At 40.8% G+C, this 18147-nt stretch carries 16 protein-coding genes and 1 pseudogene; 2 read left to right on the top strand and 15 right to left on the bottom strand.

The window, feature by feature from the left end:
• Window positions 1-38 precede the first annotated feature (38 nt).
• Window positions 39-227: a 50S ribosomal protein L28 gene (rpmB, locus tag AC6CH1_RS02395; protein ID WP_251689417.1), complete on the top strand. Its 189-nt coding sequence runs from the start codon at window positions 39-41 to the stop codon at window positions 225-227.
• A gap of 203 nt (window positions 228-430) precedes the next feature.
• Here rpmB and AC6CH1_RS02390 read toward each other — a convergent pair whose 3' ends face one another.
• From AC6CH1_RS02390 to AC6CH1_RS02325, 14 genes and pseudogenes are all read right to left on the bottom strand, one after another.
• A complete protein-coding gene (locus AC6CH1_RS02390) occupies window positions 431-1060 on the bottom strand; it encodes a thiamine diphosphokinase (protein WP_251689419.1) in 630 nt (209 codons plus the stop codon).
• Window positions 1057-1722, bottom strand: a complete 666-nt coding sequence (rpe, locus tag AC6CH1_RS02385; protein ID WP_251689421.1) for a ribulose-phosphate 3-epimerase — start codon at window positions 1720-1722, stop codon at window positions 1057-1059. Before rpe ends, AC6CH1_RS02390 begins: the two co-directional genes overlap by 4 nt.
• 2 nt (window positions 1723-1724) lie before the next feature.
• Window positions 1725-2606 carry a ribosome small subunit-dependent GTPase A gene (rsgA, locus tag AC6CH1_RS02380; protein ID WP_251689423.1) on the bottom strand — a complete coding sequence of 294 codons (882 nt, stop codon included), beginning with the start codon at window positions 2604-2606 and terminating at the stop codon, window positions 1725-1727.
• 11 nt (window positions 2607-2617) lie between these two features.
• Window positions 2618-4594, bottom strand: coding sequence for a Stk1 family PASTA domain-containing Ser/Thr kinase (gene pknB, locus AC6CH1_RS02375; protein WP_251689426.1), 1977 nt, complete (start codon window positions 4592-4594; stop codon window positions 2618-2620).
• Window positions 4595-4596: 2 nt separating this feature from the next.
• Window positions 4597-5343: a Stp1/IreP family PP2C-type Ser/Thr phosphatase gene (locus AC6CH1_RS02370; protein ID WP_498316227.1), complete on the bottom strand. Its 747-nt coding sequence runs from the start codon at window positions 5341-5343 to the stop codon at window positions 4597-4599.
• A 10-nt stretch (window positions 5344-5353) separates the two neighbouring features.
• Window positions 5354-6502, bottom strand: coding sequence for a dual-specificity RNA methyltransferase RlmN (gene rlmN, locus AC6CH1_RS02365; protein ID WP_285848811.1), 1149 nt, complete (start codon window positions 6500-6502; stop codon window positions 5354-5356).
• 3 nt (window positions 6503-6505) lie between these two features.
• The gene (rsmB, locus tag AC6CH1_RS02360; RefSeq protein WP_008403347.1) at window positions 6506-7867 is read right to left on the bottom strand and encodes a 16S rRNA (cytosine(967)-C(5))-methyltransferase RsmB; all 1362 of its coding nucleotides are present in this window, start codon (window positions 7865-7867) and stop codon (window positions 6506-6508) included.
• A complete protein-coding gene (gene fmt, locus AC6CH1_RS02355; RefSeq protein WP_498316226.1) occupies window positions 7864-8805 on the bottom strand; it encodes a methionyl-tRNA formyltransferase in 942 nt (313 codons plus the stop codon). The genes rsmB and fmt overlap by 4 nt, the downstream gene beginning before the upstream one ends.
• Before the next feature lie 3 nt (window positions 8806-8808).
• On the bottom strand, window positions 8809-9300 hold the full coding sequence (def, locus tag AC6CH1_RS02350) for a peptide deformylase (protein WP_251689432.1): 492 nt from the start codon (window positions 9298-9300) through the stop codon (window positions 8809-8811).
• A gap of 23 nt (window positions 9301-9323) precedes the next feature.
• Window positions 9324-11732, bottom strand: coding sequence for a primosomal protein N' (gene priA / locus AC6CH1_RS02345; RefSeq protein ID WP_498316225.1), 2409 nt, complete (start codon window positions 11730-11732; stop codon window positions 9324-9326).
• A gap of 14 nt (window positions 11733-11746) precedes the next feature.
• Window positions 11747-12292, bottom strand: a pseudogene (gene coaBC / locus AC6CH1_RS02340) (bifunctional phosphopantothenoylcysteine decarboxylase/phosphopantothenate--cysteine ligase CoaBC); the annotation flags it as partial.
• 89 nt (window positions 12293-12381) lie between these two features.
• A complete protein-coding gene (gene rpoZ / locus AC6CH1_RS02335; RefSeq protein ID WP_008403352.1) occupies window positions 12382-12606 on the bottom strand; it encodes a DNA-directed RNA polymerase subunit omega in 225 nt (74 codons plus the stop codon).
• Between the two features lie 4 nt (window positions 12607-12610).
• On the bottom strand, window positions 12611-13228 hold the full coding sequence (gmk, locus tag AC6CH1_RS02330; RefSeq protein ID WP_079525094.1) for a guanylate kinase: 618 nt from the start codon (window positions 13226-13228) through the stop codon (window positions 12611-12613).
• Window positions 13229-13244: 16 nt separating this feature from the next.
• Window positions 13245-14120 carry a YicC/YloC family endoribonuclease gene (locus AC6CH1_RS02325; protein WP_498316224.1) on the bottom strand — a complete coding sequence of 292 codons (876 nt, stop codon included), beginning with the start codon at window positions 14118-14120 and terminating at the stop codon, window positions 13245-13247.
• Between the two features lie 448 nt (window positions 14121-14568).
• On the opposite strand from AC6CH1_RS02325, the gene AC6CH1_RS02320 reads away from it, so the two are divergent.
• Window positions 14569-16251, top strand: coding sequence for an Rqc2 family fibronectin-binding protein (locus AC6CH1_RS02320; protein ID WP_498316223.1), 1683 nt, complete (start codon window positions 14569-14571; stop codon window positions 16249-16251).
• A gap of 51 nt (window positions 16252-16302) precedes the next feature.
• On the opposite strand, the gene AC6CH1_RS02315 is transcribed toward AC6CH1_RS02320, so the two are convergent.
• The gene (locus AC6CH1_RS02315; protein ID WP_251689439.1) at window positions 16303-18138 is read right to left on the bottom strand and encodes an oligopeptide ABC transporter substrate-binding protein; all 1836 of its coding nucleotides are present in this window, start codon (window positions 18136-18138) and stop codon (window positions 16303-16305) included.
• Window positions 18139-18147: the final 9 nt, after the last annotated feature.

The following is an 18147-nucleotide window of genomic DNA, read 5'->3' as shown; positions in this document are numbered from 1 at the left end:
TAAAGATTTCAGATTCAGCTGTAAGGAGGAATTTTACAATGCCAAAACAATGCGTAATTACTGGCCGTAAAGCTCGTACAGGCAACAACCGTTCACACGCTATGAACGCTAACAAACGTAGTTGGGGTGCTAACCTTCAAAAAGTTCGTATCTTAGTTGACGGTAAGCCAAAACGTGTATGGGTTTCTGCTCGTGCTTTAAAATCAGGTAAAATCGAGCGCGTATAATCGCGTATAGAGTATCAGCAATGCTGGTACTCTATTTTTTTGCGTAAAAAGCCAGAAAAAATACAGCCCATAATCGCTATGAGCTGTAGCCAGGATCTTTATTTTTCTTTTTTATCTCTACGAAACAACTTCACGCAGCCTCTTGCCACACCGCTTAACCACTTAGGCATTTGGAATGTATATACTTTCAGCGTTGTTCCTCCTTAATCTTTACTCTTTATCATTAAACATATGCCTTCCTTAAATGAAATAGACCCTGTACCTTTTATTTCATTGCTTGTGAAACGCGTTGTCCCCTGCTCAATCACTTCATCTGTCGTTTCATATTTAACCCCTCGCAACGTAACGTTTTGAAGAGTTTTTCCATAGGCAAAAAACGATACATAAGTATAATGATCTTCTTTCAGAATATGTGTACCCGGCAGTAAAAATTGAATGATATTATGAGAATTAATGATTTTAAAAGTAATATGAGGATACTGCTGCTGCATAAGAAAAACTGATCTTAGAGTCGCTTCGTAATGATCCAAGCGCCCGCCTGTAACACCCGTTAAAAAAACTTCCTGTGGCTCATATGTAAGTGCCTTCAGCAAGGCTAAGTCTGTATCCGTCTCATCTTTTTCCGCCTGAAACTGTTCAACATGGTCTACAACTTCGGAAATCCGCGCAAATTCCTCCGCTGTAATAGAATCAAAATCACCGACAATGCTGTGTGGATGTATGCCTTTGTCCACTAAATATAATGCGCCCCGGTCGACTCCAATCCATATATCCGGTGTTAAAGAAAAGGCGACCTCATGAACGGGGCCGCCTGAGCAGATTGCTACAATCACTGAATTGCCGCTAATCCTGCTTGTTTAATTTCCTGTAAAGCTTGTGCGCGATCTTCTTTACTGTAAATAGCTGAACCCGCAACAAAAATCGTTGCACCTGCTTTTGCACAAGGTACGATTGTTTCAGCGTTAATTCCGCCATCAATTTCAATTTCGATATTCAGGCCACGTTCTTTAATGATTTTCGATAATGCTTCCACTTTAGGCACAACCGATTCAATGAACTTTTGCCCGCCAAAGCCTGGGTTAACCGTCATAAACAGCACCATATCAACATCTTCCAAAATATGCTGAATCGTTTCAATCGGCGTATGCGGATTTAATACAACACCCGGTTTAACACCAAATGAACGAATTAACTGGATTGTACGGTGCAAATGGCGGCATGCTTCAACATGTACTGTAATGTAGTCTGCACCTGCTTTTGCAAATTGTTCAATATACTGATCCGGATTTTCAATCATTAAATGTACGTCCATCGGTAATGTAGAAAGGGGGCGAATTGCTTCTAATGCAATCGCACCAAATGAAATATTTGGTACGAAATGGCCGTCCATTACATCGATATGAATCAATTCCGCTCCTGCGGCTTCTACTTCTTTTACCTCTTGTCCCAGCTTTGCAAAGTCTGCTGCTAAAATTGATGGTGCAATTTTAATCATGTCTAATACCTCGGCTTTCGGTCAATAATTTCTTGTAAAATTTGTTCATAATGTTCATAGCGGTACGTACGGATTTCACCGGTTTCTACCGCCTGTTTTACAGCACATTTCGGTTCCTTTATATGCAGGCAGCCACGGAACTTACAATTCTCGCTAATACGTTCGAACTCTGGTAAACAGGATGTCAGCTCTTCTTTTTCTATCATTTCAAAATCAAAAGAACTAAAGCCTGGTGTGTCCGCCAATAGTCCGCCGCATACTTCAATCAGCTCAACGTGGCGAGTTGTATGTTTCCCGCGCCCTAAACTTTTTGAAATGATACCTGTTTTTAAGTCAAGCTCAGGAAGCAATGTATTTAATAATGTTGACTTCCCTACACCTGACTGTCCAGCAAGCACCGATGTTTTTTCCTGCAAGTATGGTTCAATTTTCTCCAGCAATGTCGGATCATCAATGTATGTTTCGATAATGTCATAGCCGATTTTCTTATAGTCGTCAATGTATGTTTGTAAATGTGCACGTTCGGCATCATTCAATAGATCCATCTTCGTCAAAATAATGATCGGCTGCACATGGAACGACTCGAGAACGACTAAAAAACGGTCGAGCAGTACTGTATTAAAATCCGGTTCTTTTGCGGAAAACACTAGTAAGGCCTGATCCACATTTGCAATCGGCGGCCGAACGAGCTCATTATGGCGTTCCAGAATTTTATCGATTGAACCATCCGATTCGCCATCATAAGAATATTCCACAAAATCGCCGACAAGTGGAGATTCTCCGCGATTACGGAAAATCCCTCGAGCGCGACATTGAATTAAATCACCGTCTTTTTCAACATAATAATAACCGCTTAATGCTTTTCGAATTTGGGCTTGCGCCATCCAATTCCTCCTTATTCCGCCAATTCTTCATAAGTAATTGTTTTATTTTCAATTACATTGTTATCCCGTACAATTTGGTAGGCTGCTTTGTCCCCTTCAACAATAACCAGCTTAATTGTATATAAAGTATCTTCAGTTATTGTTATCGTTTCTACAGGCTCTGCCATTGTACGTGTTTTGTCCTGAATGTAAATGGAGACTTCTTGTTCCATCCCTTCCTCTAAAGGCTCGTACGGAATTTCAATTGTATTTGTATAGAATTTTTCCTGTTTTGCTTTTGGCCCTTTTGAGATGACGACATTGATTGTGCCGCCTTTTTCAAGCTTTGTGCCTGCTTTTGGTGTTTGACTGATTACTTCACCGGCCGGTTTATCCGAATGTTCTTCACCTGTTACATTCACTTTAAAACCTGAGCTTTTTTCATATTCTGAACGGTTTGCTTCGTTAAATGCCTTTAAGTCACGCACCGTTACTTGCTCTTGCCCTCTGCTAACCGTTAAAACAACATCCGTCTCATTGACGTGAATTTCCTCTCCGGCTTCAGGTGTTTGAGCGATAATTTCGCCTGCTGGATGCTCAGAAGAATATTCCTCTTTGAAATCATAGTCGTTAAATTCTTCTAACGCATCCATTACCTCATCCCGCTGCTTGCCGATGAAATCTTCCATCTTTGTCATTTCCTTACCGATGCTGACGATTAAATCAACCGTAGTACCTTTCTCACGTTCCCGACCTGCTTGCGGATTCGTTTCGATGATATTTCCGGATTCAATCTCTTCATTGTTGCGTTCTTCTTGTTCTCCTATAACGAAGCCTTGCTCTTCTAAAATTCGAATCGCTTCTTCAACCGTCATATCTGTCACATCTTCTACGACTACTCTATTTGGAGTCAGGAGAACAGCAGCTACTACTGCACCAATTGTTAAAAGAACTAATAGCCCAACGATTAGCGGCCATTTTTTCTTTTTCTTTTTTTGTTTTGGCGTTTTTTGCGGCTTCGGTTCTTCCTCTGATGGCGGTTTTGAATCAATCCGGACTGTTTGTTCCGTTATACCGGTAGATGGCTCTTGCACCAGGATAGGTACGGGTTTGGGATCTTTTATAATCGGGATCAGCTTTGTCGCCCCGTCATCTACCGGCGGCATAAATTTAGGTTCATTCACGCGTTGTAATGATAAGCATGTATTTAAATCTTCTTCCATTTCTTCTGCATTGCTGTAGCGGTGGTTTTGATCTTTTGCTGTTGCCTTTAAAACAATATTTTCCACACTTTGCGGAATGCTTGCATCGAATTCACGTACTGAAGGTGTTTCCGACTGCAGATGTTTTAATGCAATGGATACAGCAGATTCTCCCGAAAATGGCAATTCTCCTGTTAACAGCTCATAAAAGACAATCCCAAGTGCATATAGATCCGACTTCATCGTTGCTAAACCGCCGCGCGCCTGCTCCGGGGATAAATAATGGACAGTTCCGATGACTGAGTTCGTTTGAGTGAAGCTTGTTGCTCCAAGTGATGTTGCAATCCCGAAATCAGTAATTTTCACATTGCCTTCTTCGTCCATCAATATATTTTGTGGCTTTATATCTCGATGAATTATGCCGTTTTCATGTGCATGGGCAATCGCCGATGTTAGCTGCTTCATAATATGGACACTTCGCGCTGCAGATAAAGGTGAAAACTCTTGTATGTATTGTTTTAATGTTTTCCCTTTAATGTATTCCATGACAATATAGTGCATATCCCCATCTTCGCCAACATCATAGATGCTTACGATATTAGGATTAGTCAAACTTGTTGCAGACAATGCTTCACGCTGGAAACGACGGTGCAATTCTTCTTCATTTGATAAATCATAACGCAATATTTTGATTGCGACGTCACGACTTAAAATAATGTCGTGTGCCAAATATACATTTGACATCCCGCCACCGCCAATTAATTTTAAAATTTTATAACGGCCACTTATATGTTTTCCTACTAGCATTGTTACACCTCCTGCACCGTTGTCATTAAGATAAGGGAAATATTATCTTCTCCGCCACGATCATTTGCAATCTGAACTAATTTTTTTCCTTTTTCCTGAATGGAAGCCGTTGCTGTAATAATTTCGCCCATTTCCTCTGTAGACAGTTTATTACTTAACCCATCAGAACAAATGAGTAAAAAGGCCTCATTTGATAAAGTGATTTCATAAAAATCAGGTTCAATCGATATTTCTGTACCGAGTGCTTTTAAAATAAAGTTCCGTTGAGGATGATTTTGTGCCTCTTCTTCACTAATTTCTCCATTTTCCAATAAAATATTTACATAAGAATGATCTCTCGTTACTAACTTTACTGTTTCGTTTGTAATATGGTATACACGACTATCGCCGACATGGCTTATCGTGCAATCATTCTTGTCAAGCAACACAGCAATCATTGTCGTTCCCATACCTTGACAATTTTCATGTGTTAATGAATAATGATATATTTTTTGATTAATATGTGACACCGCATTACGCAACCATTCCAGCTTTAACTGTTTTGTTGCAAAACTTTCTGCATTTTCTTCTTTAAAGAGTGCATGCATTTCGGTAATAACCATTTCACTCGCTACATCACCAGCATTATGACCACCCATACCATCTGCTAAAATCGCAAGCTTAAAATGATCGGGGCGCTCAAAAAACGCGGCCCGATCTTCATTTATTTTTCGCTTTAACCCAATATCACTTTCCACTGTAAAGTTCACTATAGTCCACCTACTTTGTTTCGTGTGATCGTTCCTGTGCACGTAACTGGCCACATGCAGCTGCAATATCTGCACCTTGCTCACGGCGGATTGTTACGTTAATCCCCTGCTCCTTAAGCGTTCTTTCAAAAGCAAAAATTTTACTGCGTGATGTACGAATATAATCACGCTCCGGCACGTAGTTAATCGGAATTAAGTTGACATGACATTTAATATTTTTAATCAGCTTCGCCAGTTCCATCGCTACTTCTTCTGTATCATTTTGCCCTGACATTAAACCGTATTCAAATGTGACACGACGTCCTGTTTTCTTCGTATAGTATTTTACTGCTTCCATCAATTCTTCTAATTTATATGCTTTAGCAATCGGCATTAATTTCTGACGGGCCTCTTGGTTCGGTGCGTGTAGAGAAACCGCAAAGTTAATTTGCATACCTTCATCTGCGAATTCGTAAATTTTCGGCACGATTCCTGAAGTCGAAACCGTAATATGGCGGGCACCGATATTTAATCCTTTGTCATCATTCATAATTTTAAGGAAGTTCATCATTGCATCATAGTTATCAAAAGGCTCACCAATACCCATAATTACGATTGATGATACGCGCTCTTCTGTTTCATCAAGCTGTTGTTGTACTTTTACGACCTGCTCAACAATTTCTCCTGCCATTAAATGACGCTTCAACCCACCTAATGTAGATGCACAGAATGTACAACCGATACGGCAGCCTACTTGTGTCGTTACACAAATTGAATTTCCGTAATCATGTCGCATCAATACCGTTTCAATTGAATAGCCGTCCTGCAGCTGGAATAAAAACTTGATTGTACCGTCTTTTGATTCCTGCTTAATAATTGTTGAAAGTGTCGTTAATGCAAACTCGGCTTCCAGCTTTTCACGCAATGATTTCGGTAAGTTTGACATTTCTTCAAACGTTTGGACACGTTTTTCATAAAGCCATTCATATATTTGCGCTGCACGGAAAGCCTTTTCTCCATTTGCTGTTAGCCATTCCTTCATTTCATCTAAACGTAAAGAATAGATTGAAGGTTTTAACTGTGGCTTTTCCTTTTTCACACGTCGTACCGGCTTATCTGCTGTTTCTTCCACTAAATCCTGAATTCGTTCATCAAATTGTTTTAATTGTTCTTGCTCCATTAGTTAATTGGACGCTCCTTTTTTTACGAATGCAGCTACGAAAAATCCGTCACTGCCTATATCTTGCGGGAATACTTGCAGCATCCCGTCCTGTTGCTTCGCTTCTAGTTGTGTTGGTAAATTTTCAATCGGCACCAAGTTCATTTCAGGGTGCTCTTTTAAGAAGGCTTGTACCGTACCTTCATTTTCACTGCGGTCTACTGTGCATGTTGAATACACTAATCGTCCGTCTTGTTTTAATAGCTGGACTGCATTATTTAAAATCGAAAGCTGAATTGTTTGCAGGCTCTCTAAATCTTCTTCTCGCTTTGTATATTTAATATCCGGCTTGCGTCGCATTACGCCCAAACCTGAGCAAGGTGCGTCAACCAGAATGGCATCATAGCCTTCCTTTTGTAGGAAGCCAGCTGCTTTTCTTCCGTCAAGCGGAGCTGTTTCGATAATATTCAATCCTAGACGCGCAACATTCTCTTCGATTAAATCCAATTTCTTCGGATGAAGATCGGTCGCTAAAATTGAACCTTCGTTTTTCATAACTTCAGCAAGATGCGTTGTTTTCCCTCCTGGTGCTGCACACATATCAAGTACTTTCATACCTGGCTGCGGATTCAGCACTTTTGCCGGCAGCATCGAGCTTTCATCCTGAATCGTAATAAGCCCATTTCGGAACGCTCCCGTACGTGCAGCCTGCCCGCTTTCAAGATGCAGACATTCAGGTATATACTCACTGCGGCGCGCTTTTACACCTTCACGTTCAAGCGTTGTCAATACTTGTTCAACAGTTGCTTTCGTCGTGTTGACACGTACTGTCTGCAATGGTGCAATATTATTTTCAAGCAGCATTTCACGTGTTTTATCATAGCCGTAGCTTTCAACCCATCGATCGACCAGCCATTGCGGATGGCTCGTTTCGATTGCCAGACGCTCATTTGCATCTTCTATTAAATCGGTTGAACGAACACCTTCACGTAAAATTGATCGTAAAATACCATTTACCATTGAGGCAATCCCTTTATGGCCTCGTCGTTTTGCAATTTCCACTGCTTCATTGACAGCGGCGTGTGCTGGAATACGTGTTAAATACTGCATTTGATAGAGCGACATACGCAACAGCCAGCGTACCCAAATATCCACTTTTCCGCGAATAAATGGCTCCAGATAATAATCCAGTGTCAGTTTATGCTGCAATGTTCCATATGTGAGCTCTGTTAACAGGCCACGGTCTTTCGCATCGATTTTATATTTCTCAATTGTTTGGTGTAATAATAAATTGCTGTATGCCTGGCTTTTATCGACCGTCAATAAAATCGTTAAAGCGGCATCCCGAACATTACCGTCCCAAATCACTTGTTTCTTTTTACTCATTCAAAACGGTCCCCAATCTGTAATTTCGAGCCCGTACCACGTAAAAACTCTTCTGCTGTCATGCGTTTCTTCCCTGCTGGTTGTACATCATACAGCGCCAATGTACTGCCATCACCTGTCGCTACTTCAAAATGATCTTTTTCAATTTTCACGACTTCTCCAGGTGCAGCGTTTGTTGAAGTTTCGCCAACCTTTGCCGCCCAGATTTTAAAGTTAGCCCCTTCAAATGTCGTATAGGCAACAGGCCAAGGGTGTAATCCGCGCACTTGATTATACAATGCACGCGCTACATTATTCCAATCAATCAACTCCTGTTCGCGGCTAATATTGCGCGCAAATGTTACGAGTGATTCATCCTGTGGAATGCGGGAATTTGTCCCGTCGATAATCGATGGCATTGTTTCTTTTAATAGTTCACGACCAACGGCACTTAATTTATCAAACATTGTGCCCGTATTATCCGTATCTTCAATAGCAATTTCCCGTTGCGAAATAATATCCCCGGCATCCAGTTTTTCCGCCATATACATAATCGTTACGCCTGTTGTTGCCTGTCCATCAATAATTGCCTGATGAATTGGTGCACCGCCTCGGTAAGCAGGTAATAATGACGCATGGACATTAATGCAACCTAATCGCGGTGCATCAAGCAGTTCTTTCGGCAAAATTTGTCCAAAAGCCGCTGTTACGACAAGGTCAGCATTTAATGCCAAAATTTCTTCCAGCTCCTGTGAACCGCGTAGCTTTTCAGGCTGAATAACATGTAAGCCTAATTGTAGTGCTTCCTCTTTTACAGGCGGCGGCGTTAGTACTTTTTTACGACCAACTGGACGGTCCGGCTGTGTCACAACCGCTGCGATGTCATAGCCTTCTTCATGAAGCATACGCAAAATTGGTGCTGAAAAGGCAGGTGTTCCCATAAATACGATTTTTGTCATCGATTATTCCTCCTCAGCGTCCGCGTAAAGCTCTTCTAATTCTTCCTCTGTTAATACACGCGTCATTTTCGAATCAAATAAAACACCGTCTAAATGATCGATTTCATGCAAAATACAACGTGCTTCAAAGTCTTCAGCTTCAAGTTCATAAATACGTCCTTCACGGTCAGATGCTTCGATTTTAACGTAAGTTGGACGCTTGACCATTCCAAACAGGTCCGGGAAACTTAAACAGCCTTCTACATCTTCTTCTTCACCACGTGTTTCAATTACGATCGGGTTGATCATTTCTAAAATATCTTCGCCTAATTCTACGATTGCTACACGTAAATCAACATTAATTTGAGGTGCAGCAATGCCTACACCATCATTTTCTACCATCGTGTCATATAAATCATCTAAAAGTTGAATGATATTTTCATCGATCACTTCAACTTCTCGCGTTTTTTGTGATAATACATTCGCTGGGTTTTTCACAACTTCTTTAATTGCCATTTTAATACCTCTTTCTATATGCATTAGATCATTGTCGGATCTAAATCAACTGTTAGCACTATGCCTTTTTTAATCCATTCCGATCGATACAGTTTTATAAGCTGTAAAAGAACCGGAATTAAATTTGGCTCTACTTTATATTTTATCAAACATTGATAACGATATCTATTTTGGAGACGAGCGATACTGGCTGTTGTCGGTCCGATAACGGAAACTTTAAATGATAAATTGGAACGCAAATACTCCGCGACACGTCCTGCATATTCTGCAGCAAACATGACGTCTTCATGAGAAACTTGAATAAGCGCAATATAATAATAAGGCGGATATCCGGCAATATGCCTAGCATGCATTTCACGTTCATAAAACGGTGTATAATGCTGATCTTTAGACAGTTGGATCGCATAATGCTCCGGTGTATACGTTTGGATATATACTTCACCAAGCTTATTATGGCGTCCTGCTCGTCCACTAACTTGCGTCATAAGCTGGAATGTTTTTTCCGCAGCCCGGTAATCCGGTAAATGAAGCGATGTATCGGCACTCAATACGCCGACTAATGTAATATTCGGGAAATCAAGTCCTTTTGCAATCATTTGCGTACCGAGCAGAATATCCGCTTCGCCTCGACCGAACGCATCGAGCATTTTTTCATGTGCCCCTTTTTGTTTGGTCGTATCGACATCCATCCGCATGACACGCGCTTCCGGAAACAGCTTATAAATTTCTTCTTCCACCTTTTGTGTACCGGTACCGAAATAACGAATGTTTTCACTTAAGCATTCCGGACATGTTTCCGGAATATATTCGTCGTGACCGCAATAATGGCATTTCAGCTTTTCCTGATAGCGGTGATACGTTAACGAAATATCACAGTTAGGACATTGCACTGTTGTTCCGCAATCCCTGCATAATACAAACGATGAATAGCCGCGGCGATTTAAAAACAGCACGGTCTGCTCTTTTTTATCTAGACGGTCCCTTAATGCCTCCATTAGCGGTTCAGAAAACATCGAGCGGTTTCCTGCCTGAAGCTGTTCCCGCATATCGATAATCTGAACAGACGGCAATGGCTGATTTTTTGCCCGCTGTGACAATGTCAGCAATGTATATACACCTTTTTTCGCACGTGCAAACGATTCTAATGCAGGTGTCGCACTCCCTAATATAACAGGACAATTATAATAATTTCCGCGCCATATCGCGACATCCCGTGCATGGTAGCGGGGGGAATCTTCCTGCTTGTATGTTGACTCATGTTCTTCATCCAATATAAGCAAACCGAGATTTTTAAACGGTGCAAAAACAGCTGACCGTGCACCCACGACTACCTTAACTTTCCCTTGCTGCACTTTCCGCCATTCATCATATTTTTCACCGACCGACAATCCGCTATGCATGACCGCTACTTCATTACCGAAACGCGATTTGAAACGCTCTGTCATTTGCGGTGTCAATGATATTTCAGGTACGAGTACAATCGCTTCTTTGCCGTCTGCGATTGTACGCTGGATCGCCTGCAAATACACTTCTGTTTTCCCGCTGCCTGTAATGCCGTGAAGCAGAAAAGTCTCTTGACGCTTATCATCTATCGCTTCCGTAATTTTTTTCAGTGCCACGTCTTGCTCATCTGTCAATTGTAAGAAGTCTGTTTTCACGACTTCCTTTGTAAACGGATCGCGGTAAACTTCTTCTTGTATATACGCTGCTGCCCCTTTATCAATGACACTGTTTAATACACTGCTTGTCACTTGAACAGCTTCATAAATTTGTTCCGGTAAAACGACGGCTCCCGCATGCTCCTGCATCCATTCCATTAATGCCAGCTGCTTCGGTGCCCGTTTCCCCATTTGTCCGATAACTTCTTCTATTTGTTCACGGGAATATATTTGCACTTTGCGTACTTGTTTTACTTGGCCTTTTTGTTTCACTTCATTTTCAATATTGAGAAGGCCGTCTTTTACTGCCCGTTTTACTGGTTTTAATAAGTTTGCCTTTTCAAATTGGGCTAAATTCACTTTTTCAGTTTTCTCGAAGTAAGGCTGCAGCATTTCAGGTAATTGCGGAATTTCGCCTAGCAGGACAGCAAACTTCTCATACTTGGCCCGCAAAGCACCCGGCAGCATTACTTGTAATGCATCAATTTCATAACAGATTGTTTGATGCTTCAGCCATTTTGCCAAGCTCAGCATTTCCTCCGTTAAAATAGATTCCAAATCGAGTATTTCCGAAATCGGCTTTATTTTTTCAACCGGAACGTCTGATTCAGTTGTAATGCCGACGACAAATCCAAGCACATTGCGCGGTCCGAATGGCACTTTGACACGACATCCTATATCTATCAGCTCTTCCCAATCTTCCGGTATTAAATAATCGAAAGGACGGTCAACCGGATATGCGGAAACATCGACGATTACTTGTGCAAATCTCATTGTCCATCGCTTCCTGATTGCTCACGGAAATGCCTTTCTACGAGTGCCGTAATTTTTTCCGGCTCTTCCAGACGCCCTTTCCCTATATAGCCGCATGCCAAAAATCCTTCAGACGGTTCGATAAAGCGGATGCCATCTTCATGAAGTTGTGCAATATTCCGTAAAACGGCCGGATGTTCATACATATGTACATTCATAGCCGGTGCCACCCATACAGGTGCAGTCGTTGCAAGTAAGGTTGTTGTCACCATATCATCCGCCATACCATGTGCCATTTTCGCAATCATATTGGCTGTTGCAGGAGCTACGATAACTAAATCGGCCCAATCTGCCAAATCAATATGGGCAATAACATTGGAATCTTTTTCATCGAAAGTATCAAAAAACACGTCGTTTTTAGACATCACTTGGAAGCTCAAAGGGGTAACGAACTTTTGTGCAGAAGCTGTCATAATCACTTTTACGTTAAAGCCTGCCTGAGACAGTTTGCTTACTAACGCTACCGCTTTATATACAGCAATTCCACCCGACACACACAATAGTATATTGTTTTTTTTCATTATTTTACCGTCCTTTCAAAGGATAAGCTCCCAAAGAAAAATTCTTAGGGAGCTTCTACTCAGGGAGTATTCTTTTAGTAAATTACCAACTAGATTTCGTCTTCGTAAACAGTTGAAGCGTCTTGTTGAACTTTGCGAAGCTTTCCGGCAGCTACTTCTTCCAATGCTTTTCCTACTGGTTTGTAAGAAACGTATGAGCTTAAGTGCTCGCCGCCCTCTTCTTGCATTTGGCGCGCACGTTTTGAAGCTAAGCTCACTAAAGAATACTTAGAATCAATTTGTTTTTTTAACTTATCTACTGATGGATATAACATGGTTTCATTCTCCTCTCAACATTGACAAATAGCGTTTTTCCACACGTTCACGGCGGCAGTGCTCTGCTACTATGATAGCATTTATTTTATCACATGCATTTTGAACTTGGTCGTTTTCTACAACATAATCATATAAACTCATCATTTCGACTTCTTCACGAGCAGTAGCGATACGACGGGCGATTACATCTTCTGTTTCCGTACCACGCCCAACTAAACGTTGTTCCAATTCGGAAATGCTTGGTGGTGCTAAAAAAATAAACAACGCATCTGGTGCTTTTTCACGAATTTGTGCTGCTCCTTGTACTTCAATTTCCAAAAATACATCGCGTCCTGCTTCTAGCGTTTCGTGTACATATGCAAGTGGCGTACCGTAATAATTGCCGACAAATTCTGCATGTTCCAGTAAGCCTCCTTGCTCGATTAACGCTTCGAATTCCTCACGTGTTCTAAAGAAATAGTCTACACCATCTTCTTCTCCTTCGCGAGGATTACGTGTTGTCATTGAAATCGAATATTCGTAATTCGTATCCGGCTGTGAAAAGAGCTCTTTTCGAACTGTCCCTTTACCCACACCTGATGGACCAGATAAAACAATTAATAATCCACGTTGTTTTTTCATAAGTAACTCCTTTATATCATTCAATATTTTGAACTTGTTCACGCATTTTTTCTAAAATCGTCTTCGCCTGCACGACTGCTGCTGAACATTGGGTAGACTGATTTTTTGAACCGATTGTATTAATTTCCCGGTTCATTTCCTGCATAATGAAATCAAGCTTGCGTCCAATCGCAATGTTTTCAGTTAACGTTTCGGATAACTGATTAAAATGACTCTCTAAACGGTCAAGCTCTTCTGTAATATCAATCCGCTCTGCAAAGATCGCAACTTCTGTAAGTAAACGATCGTCCAATGAATGACCGCTTGCCACTTCTTCTAAACGGCCCGTTAAACGTTCACGATATTTTTCAACTGCGAGCGGTGCAAATTGCCGAATTTCAGCAATTTGCGCTTCCAAATCCGCTTTATACTGCAGCATCACTTGCTGCAATCCTTGCCCTTCACGATCACGCATCGCAATGAGGTTTTGGATTGCTTCTGCCAAAGCATTTTTAACAGCATCGATAATCTCATCCTGCATGAACTCAATTTTTTCAACTTGCAACACTTGGTCCAAACTTACAATTTCCTGCATTGTCCACTTTTCCTCCATCGGAACTGTTTGTGACAACTCCTTTTTTGCTTGGAGAAAAGCATTGAGCAGTGACCAATTGATTTGAATCGTCTGTTCAGTGTCATGGAGCTCCTTCAGAAAAATGATAACATCTATTTTCCCACGAGAAACTGCATCCGACAACATTTTTTTTGCTACTACTTCAGATTCCATCCATTCTTTTGGAAACTTTGTATTAATTTCTAAAAAACGATGATTCACAGCACGAATTTCAACAGTGAGTTGAAAGTGTTTCGTTGTTGTGACCCCCCTGCCGAATCCGGTCATACTACGTACCAAGGTTCGTCACATCCTTCTTTACTTAATTGTTTCAATTATAGCATATGTGTTATCAATTTTGCGTTAACGTCTATTATCCAAATATATATTTTATCATAGTTAGGATGTAATAAAATACTTTTTATTTTATGTAAAAAGGAAAGAATTGGCTTTCTATAATTAGGGAGTTGATTTCCATTCCGGGGCGGACGCTTTCCGCGGGCGTGGCCTGTGCCTGTAGTCTCAGGCGTCAGTGCTCCTGACGCTGCGCTTTCGTCGCAAAATAAATTTCGCTGCTCCCGCTGGAGTCGCCACCCCTCCATTCCAATCAACAGGCTTTAATCATATTTCCCTCATATAAATAATACGCTTCCTTAATATATAGTAATTTACGATAACTACAGGTTTAAACGAAAAAATGGTATGATTAAACAATCAAAAAGACTTATTTAATGAAAGAGGCATAAAGATGGCATTTGACGGACTATTTACTCGTTCGATGAGCAAGGAACTACAAAGCCTGACTTCCGGACGTATTACAAAAATTTATCAGCCGAATGCACTTGAAGTTGTATTGCAAATTCGTGCAGCAGGCCAAAACAGTAAACTATTATTTTCTATCCACCCTTCCTATTCCCGCGTTCACATAACAGATCAGTCGATTGAAAATCCGGCTGACCCGCCAATGTTTTGTATGCTGTTACGCAAACATATTGAAGGAGGCTTTATTTCATCTGTTGTTCAGGACGGCTTTGAACGGGTAATCACTTTTGAAATCGACAGTAAAAATGAAATCGGCGATGCCGTAAAGCGAAAACTCGTCATCGAAATTATGGGGCGTCATAGTAACTTGCTGTTAATCGATGCTCAAAATGATGTCATTATTGACAGCATCAAACATTTGCCGCCATCGATGAACAGCTATCGGACTGTTTTACCAGGTCAGCAATATATCGCACCGCCACAACAACAAAAAATTGCACTGACAAGTTTATCCGATGTAGAGTTGAAAGAGGTTTTTTCAAAACAACCAACTACTAAAGATATTGTCGAACAATTTGCCGGTTTCTCTCCTTTGCATGCAAACGAGTTACTGTACCGCATTACGAAAAATGATGCGGTAACAGCATGCAGACAGCTGATGAACGAAATTGCAACGAGCGCTAACCCGACCTATGTTGAGCAGGAAGGGAAAATCTATTTCTCGCCAACAGCGCTAACTCATTTATCAGGCGCTGTTACGAATTATGAAACACTTGGCGAACTGCTTGACCGTGTATTTTTCGCCCGTGCAAAACGGGACCGGGTGAAACAGCAAGCCGGTGATCTCGAACGCTGGCTGCAAAATGAATTGAATAAATTAAAACTGAAACAAAAAAAGCTGCAAAAAGATTATGAACGTGCTCAAAATCTGGAGCAGTTCCAACTTTACGGTGAGCTTTTAATGGCTAATCTCTATAATTTCGAAAAAGGCGCTGAATACGTCGACGTTGAAAACTATTACAGCGAAAACGCCGAAACAGTTAGAATACCGATTAGCCCGAGAAAAACACCAATCGAAAATGCGCAAAGCTATTACACGAAGTACAATAAAGCGAAGACAGCGTTAATTATGATTGAGGAACAGAAGCATAAAGCAACGGAAGACATCAACTATTTGGAAATGCTTACACAGCAAGTGCAGCAAGCTTCCACTAAAGATATTGAAGAGATCCGTGAAGAGCTGGCAGAACAAGGATTACTTCGAATCCGCCAGGCAAAGCGTAAAAAGAAACCGACAAAACCTGAACCCGAAAAATTTGTATCATCTTCTGGTATTTTAATTTCGGTCGGCAAAAATAATAAGCAAAATGATTATTTGACATTCAAAATTGGAAAACGCAACGAAGTATGGCTGCATACGAAAGATATTCCGGGATCACATGTTGTCATCCATTCGGAAAACCCGGATGAACAAACATTAACGGAAGCCGCTGTATTGAGTGCTTATTTTTCTAAAGCACGCGACTCTTCGTCTGTACCGGTAGACTATACGGAAATTCGCCATGTGAAAAAACCGAATGGCGCAAAACCAGGGTTTGTTATTTATTTTGAACAAAAAACACTTTATGTCACACCGGATGAAGCGATTGTTATGCAGCTGAAAAAGTAAACAAGGAAAAAACCGCTTAGAAATTTTCTAAGCGGTTCTTTTTGTTAATAATTATTTAATTGGTGCGTCAGCCGTTAATTCCAGTAGGTGTAAATTGTCCATAGTATCATTAGCATAATCAACATTGTAGTTTTTCACACGTTTGTTAATTGGAATGATTTCTGTACGGAAGTATGTCGGAATTGTTGTTGCTTGTTCGAACATATACTCTTCCCACTTACGGAATGCATCCGCACGGTATTCTGCATCAACCGCTTCTTTAGAATCGATATCAACTAATAATGCTTGTAATTCCGGTGTTACGAAACGGCTGTAGTTGAATGAAGCTCCTTCACCGTATAATCCAAGTGGAGATGGGTTTGTACCAGTACCCCATGCAGCCATGAACATATCGATTTCTGGATCATCCGCTTTTACTTTGTCGTAGAAACTGTTGAATTCGATTAAACGACCAGTAGTTAACTGTACATCTAAACCAACATCTTTCCAGTTTTGACGGTAGTATTCAACGATCGCTTCGTCAGTATCAGAACCTGACATACCTGCCATACGGATTTCGAATTTTTCACCATTTTTATCTTCACGGATTCCGTCACCGTCAACGTCTTTGTATCCAGCTTCATCTAATAATGCTTTTGCTTTTTCAGGATCATAGTTGAATCCTTCTAAAGAATTATCATGGAATGAAGCGAATGCTGGTGGAATTAATGAAGTTGCACGTGAACGTAAACCTTGGTAGAAACGCTCACCAACTTGCTCGATATCCATTGCGTATGCGATTGCTTTACGTAAGTTAGCATCATTCATTTTTGCATTTTCATCTGTAACGTTTACACTTGCAGCTGCATCCCATTTACCTAGCTTGAAGCCAAGGTAAGAGTATGCTAACTCCGGACGAGCTAATACTGTTAAGTTTTCAAGATCTTTAACGCCATCATATTGGTTTGTCGGATATGCAGATGCCATATCGTATTTACCTGTACGTAATGCTTCACCAATAGAAGATGAAGGAACTACTTGTAATACTACTTTGTCTAACTTCGGTTGACCTCTCCAGTAGTGCTCGTTCGCTACGAACTGAACAGATTCACCGTCAACTAATTTATCTAATTTAAACGGTCCTAAAGTTACAGGAGATTTACGTACCGCATCTGAAGAGATTAAGTCCTTAACAGGAATATCCTTCAATACATGTTTTGGTACTGCATAACCCCATAAACCATCACCTAAAGAGTAGATAGCCGGAGAAACTTTAGTCATAGAAATTTCAACTGTTTTGTCATCGATCTTTTTAATACCAGAGATTGTATCTGCAGTACCTGCTTTATATTCAGCAGCACCGATGATGTTTTTGAAGTCATCATCATAACGGATACCTGTATAGTCAGGGTGACCGATAATTTCGTAAGCATAAATGATATCTTCAACAGTCATTGGCTGACCATCAGACCATTTCACTTCGTCAGGCTGGATAGTGATTGTTACTTTGTTGTTATCTGCATCTACATCTAACTTCGCAATCCCTTTATCCGTTACAAGGAAGTCACCATCTGTTTCGAAAATTTCGTTTGTCATGAAGCCTAAAATATCTGCATCATAACCATCTTCATATAATTCATATGAGAATACTCCTTGGAAAGGAGAATCTGTTACTAAAGCGAATTGTAATGTACCGCCTTCGATTGCATCTCCATCATTTGTAACTTCTGATGGTAATGTTGGAGATTCTGCAGTAGAAGAACCGCCTTCATTTGTTTTTTCTTCTGTTTGTTTCCCATCATTTTCAGCTGGTTTTTCAGTTGACGTTTCGTCATCTCCTCCACAAGCTGCTAATACTAATGCCGTAGCAAATACTGATGACAGCATTAAACCTTTCTTTTTCTTCATCTGTTTTTC

This window comes from Solibacillus sp. GQ1 (assembly GCF_059758555.1).
Note: the sequence above shows the minus strand (reverse complement) of the source record. Positions and strands in the feature narration are given on the sequence as shown.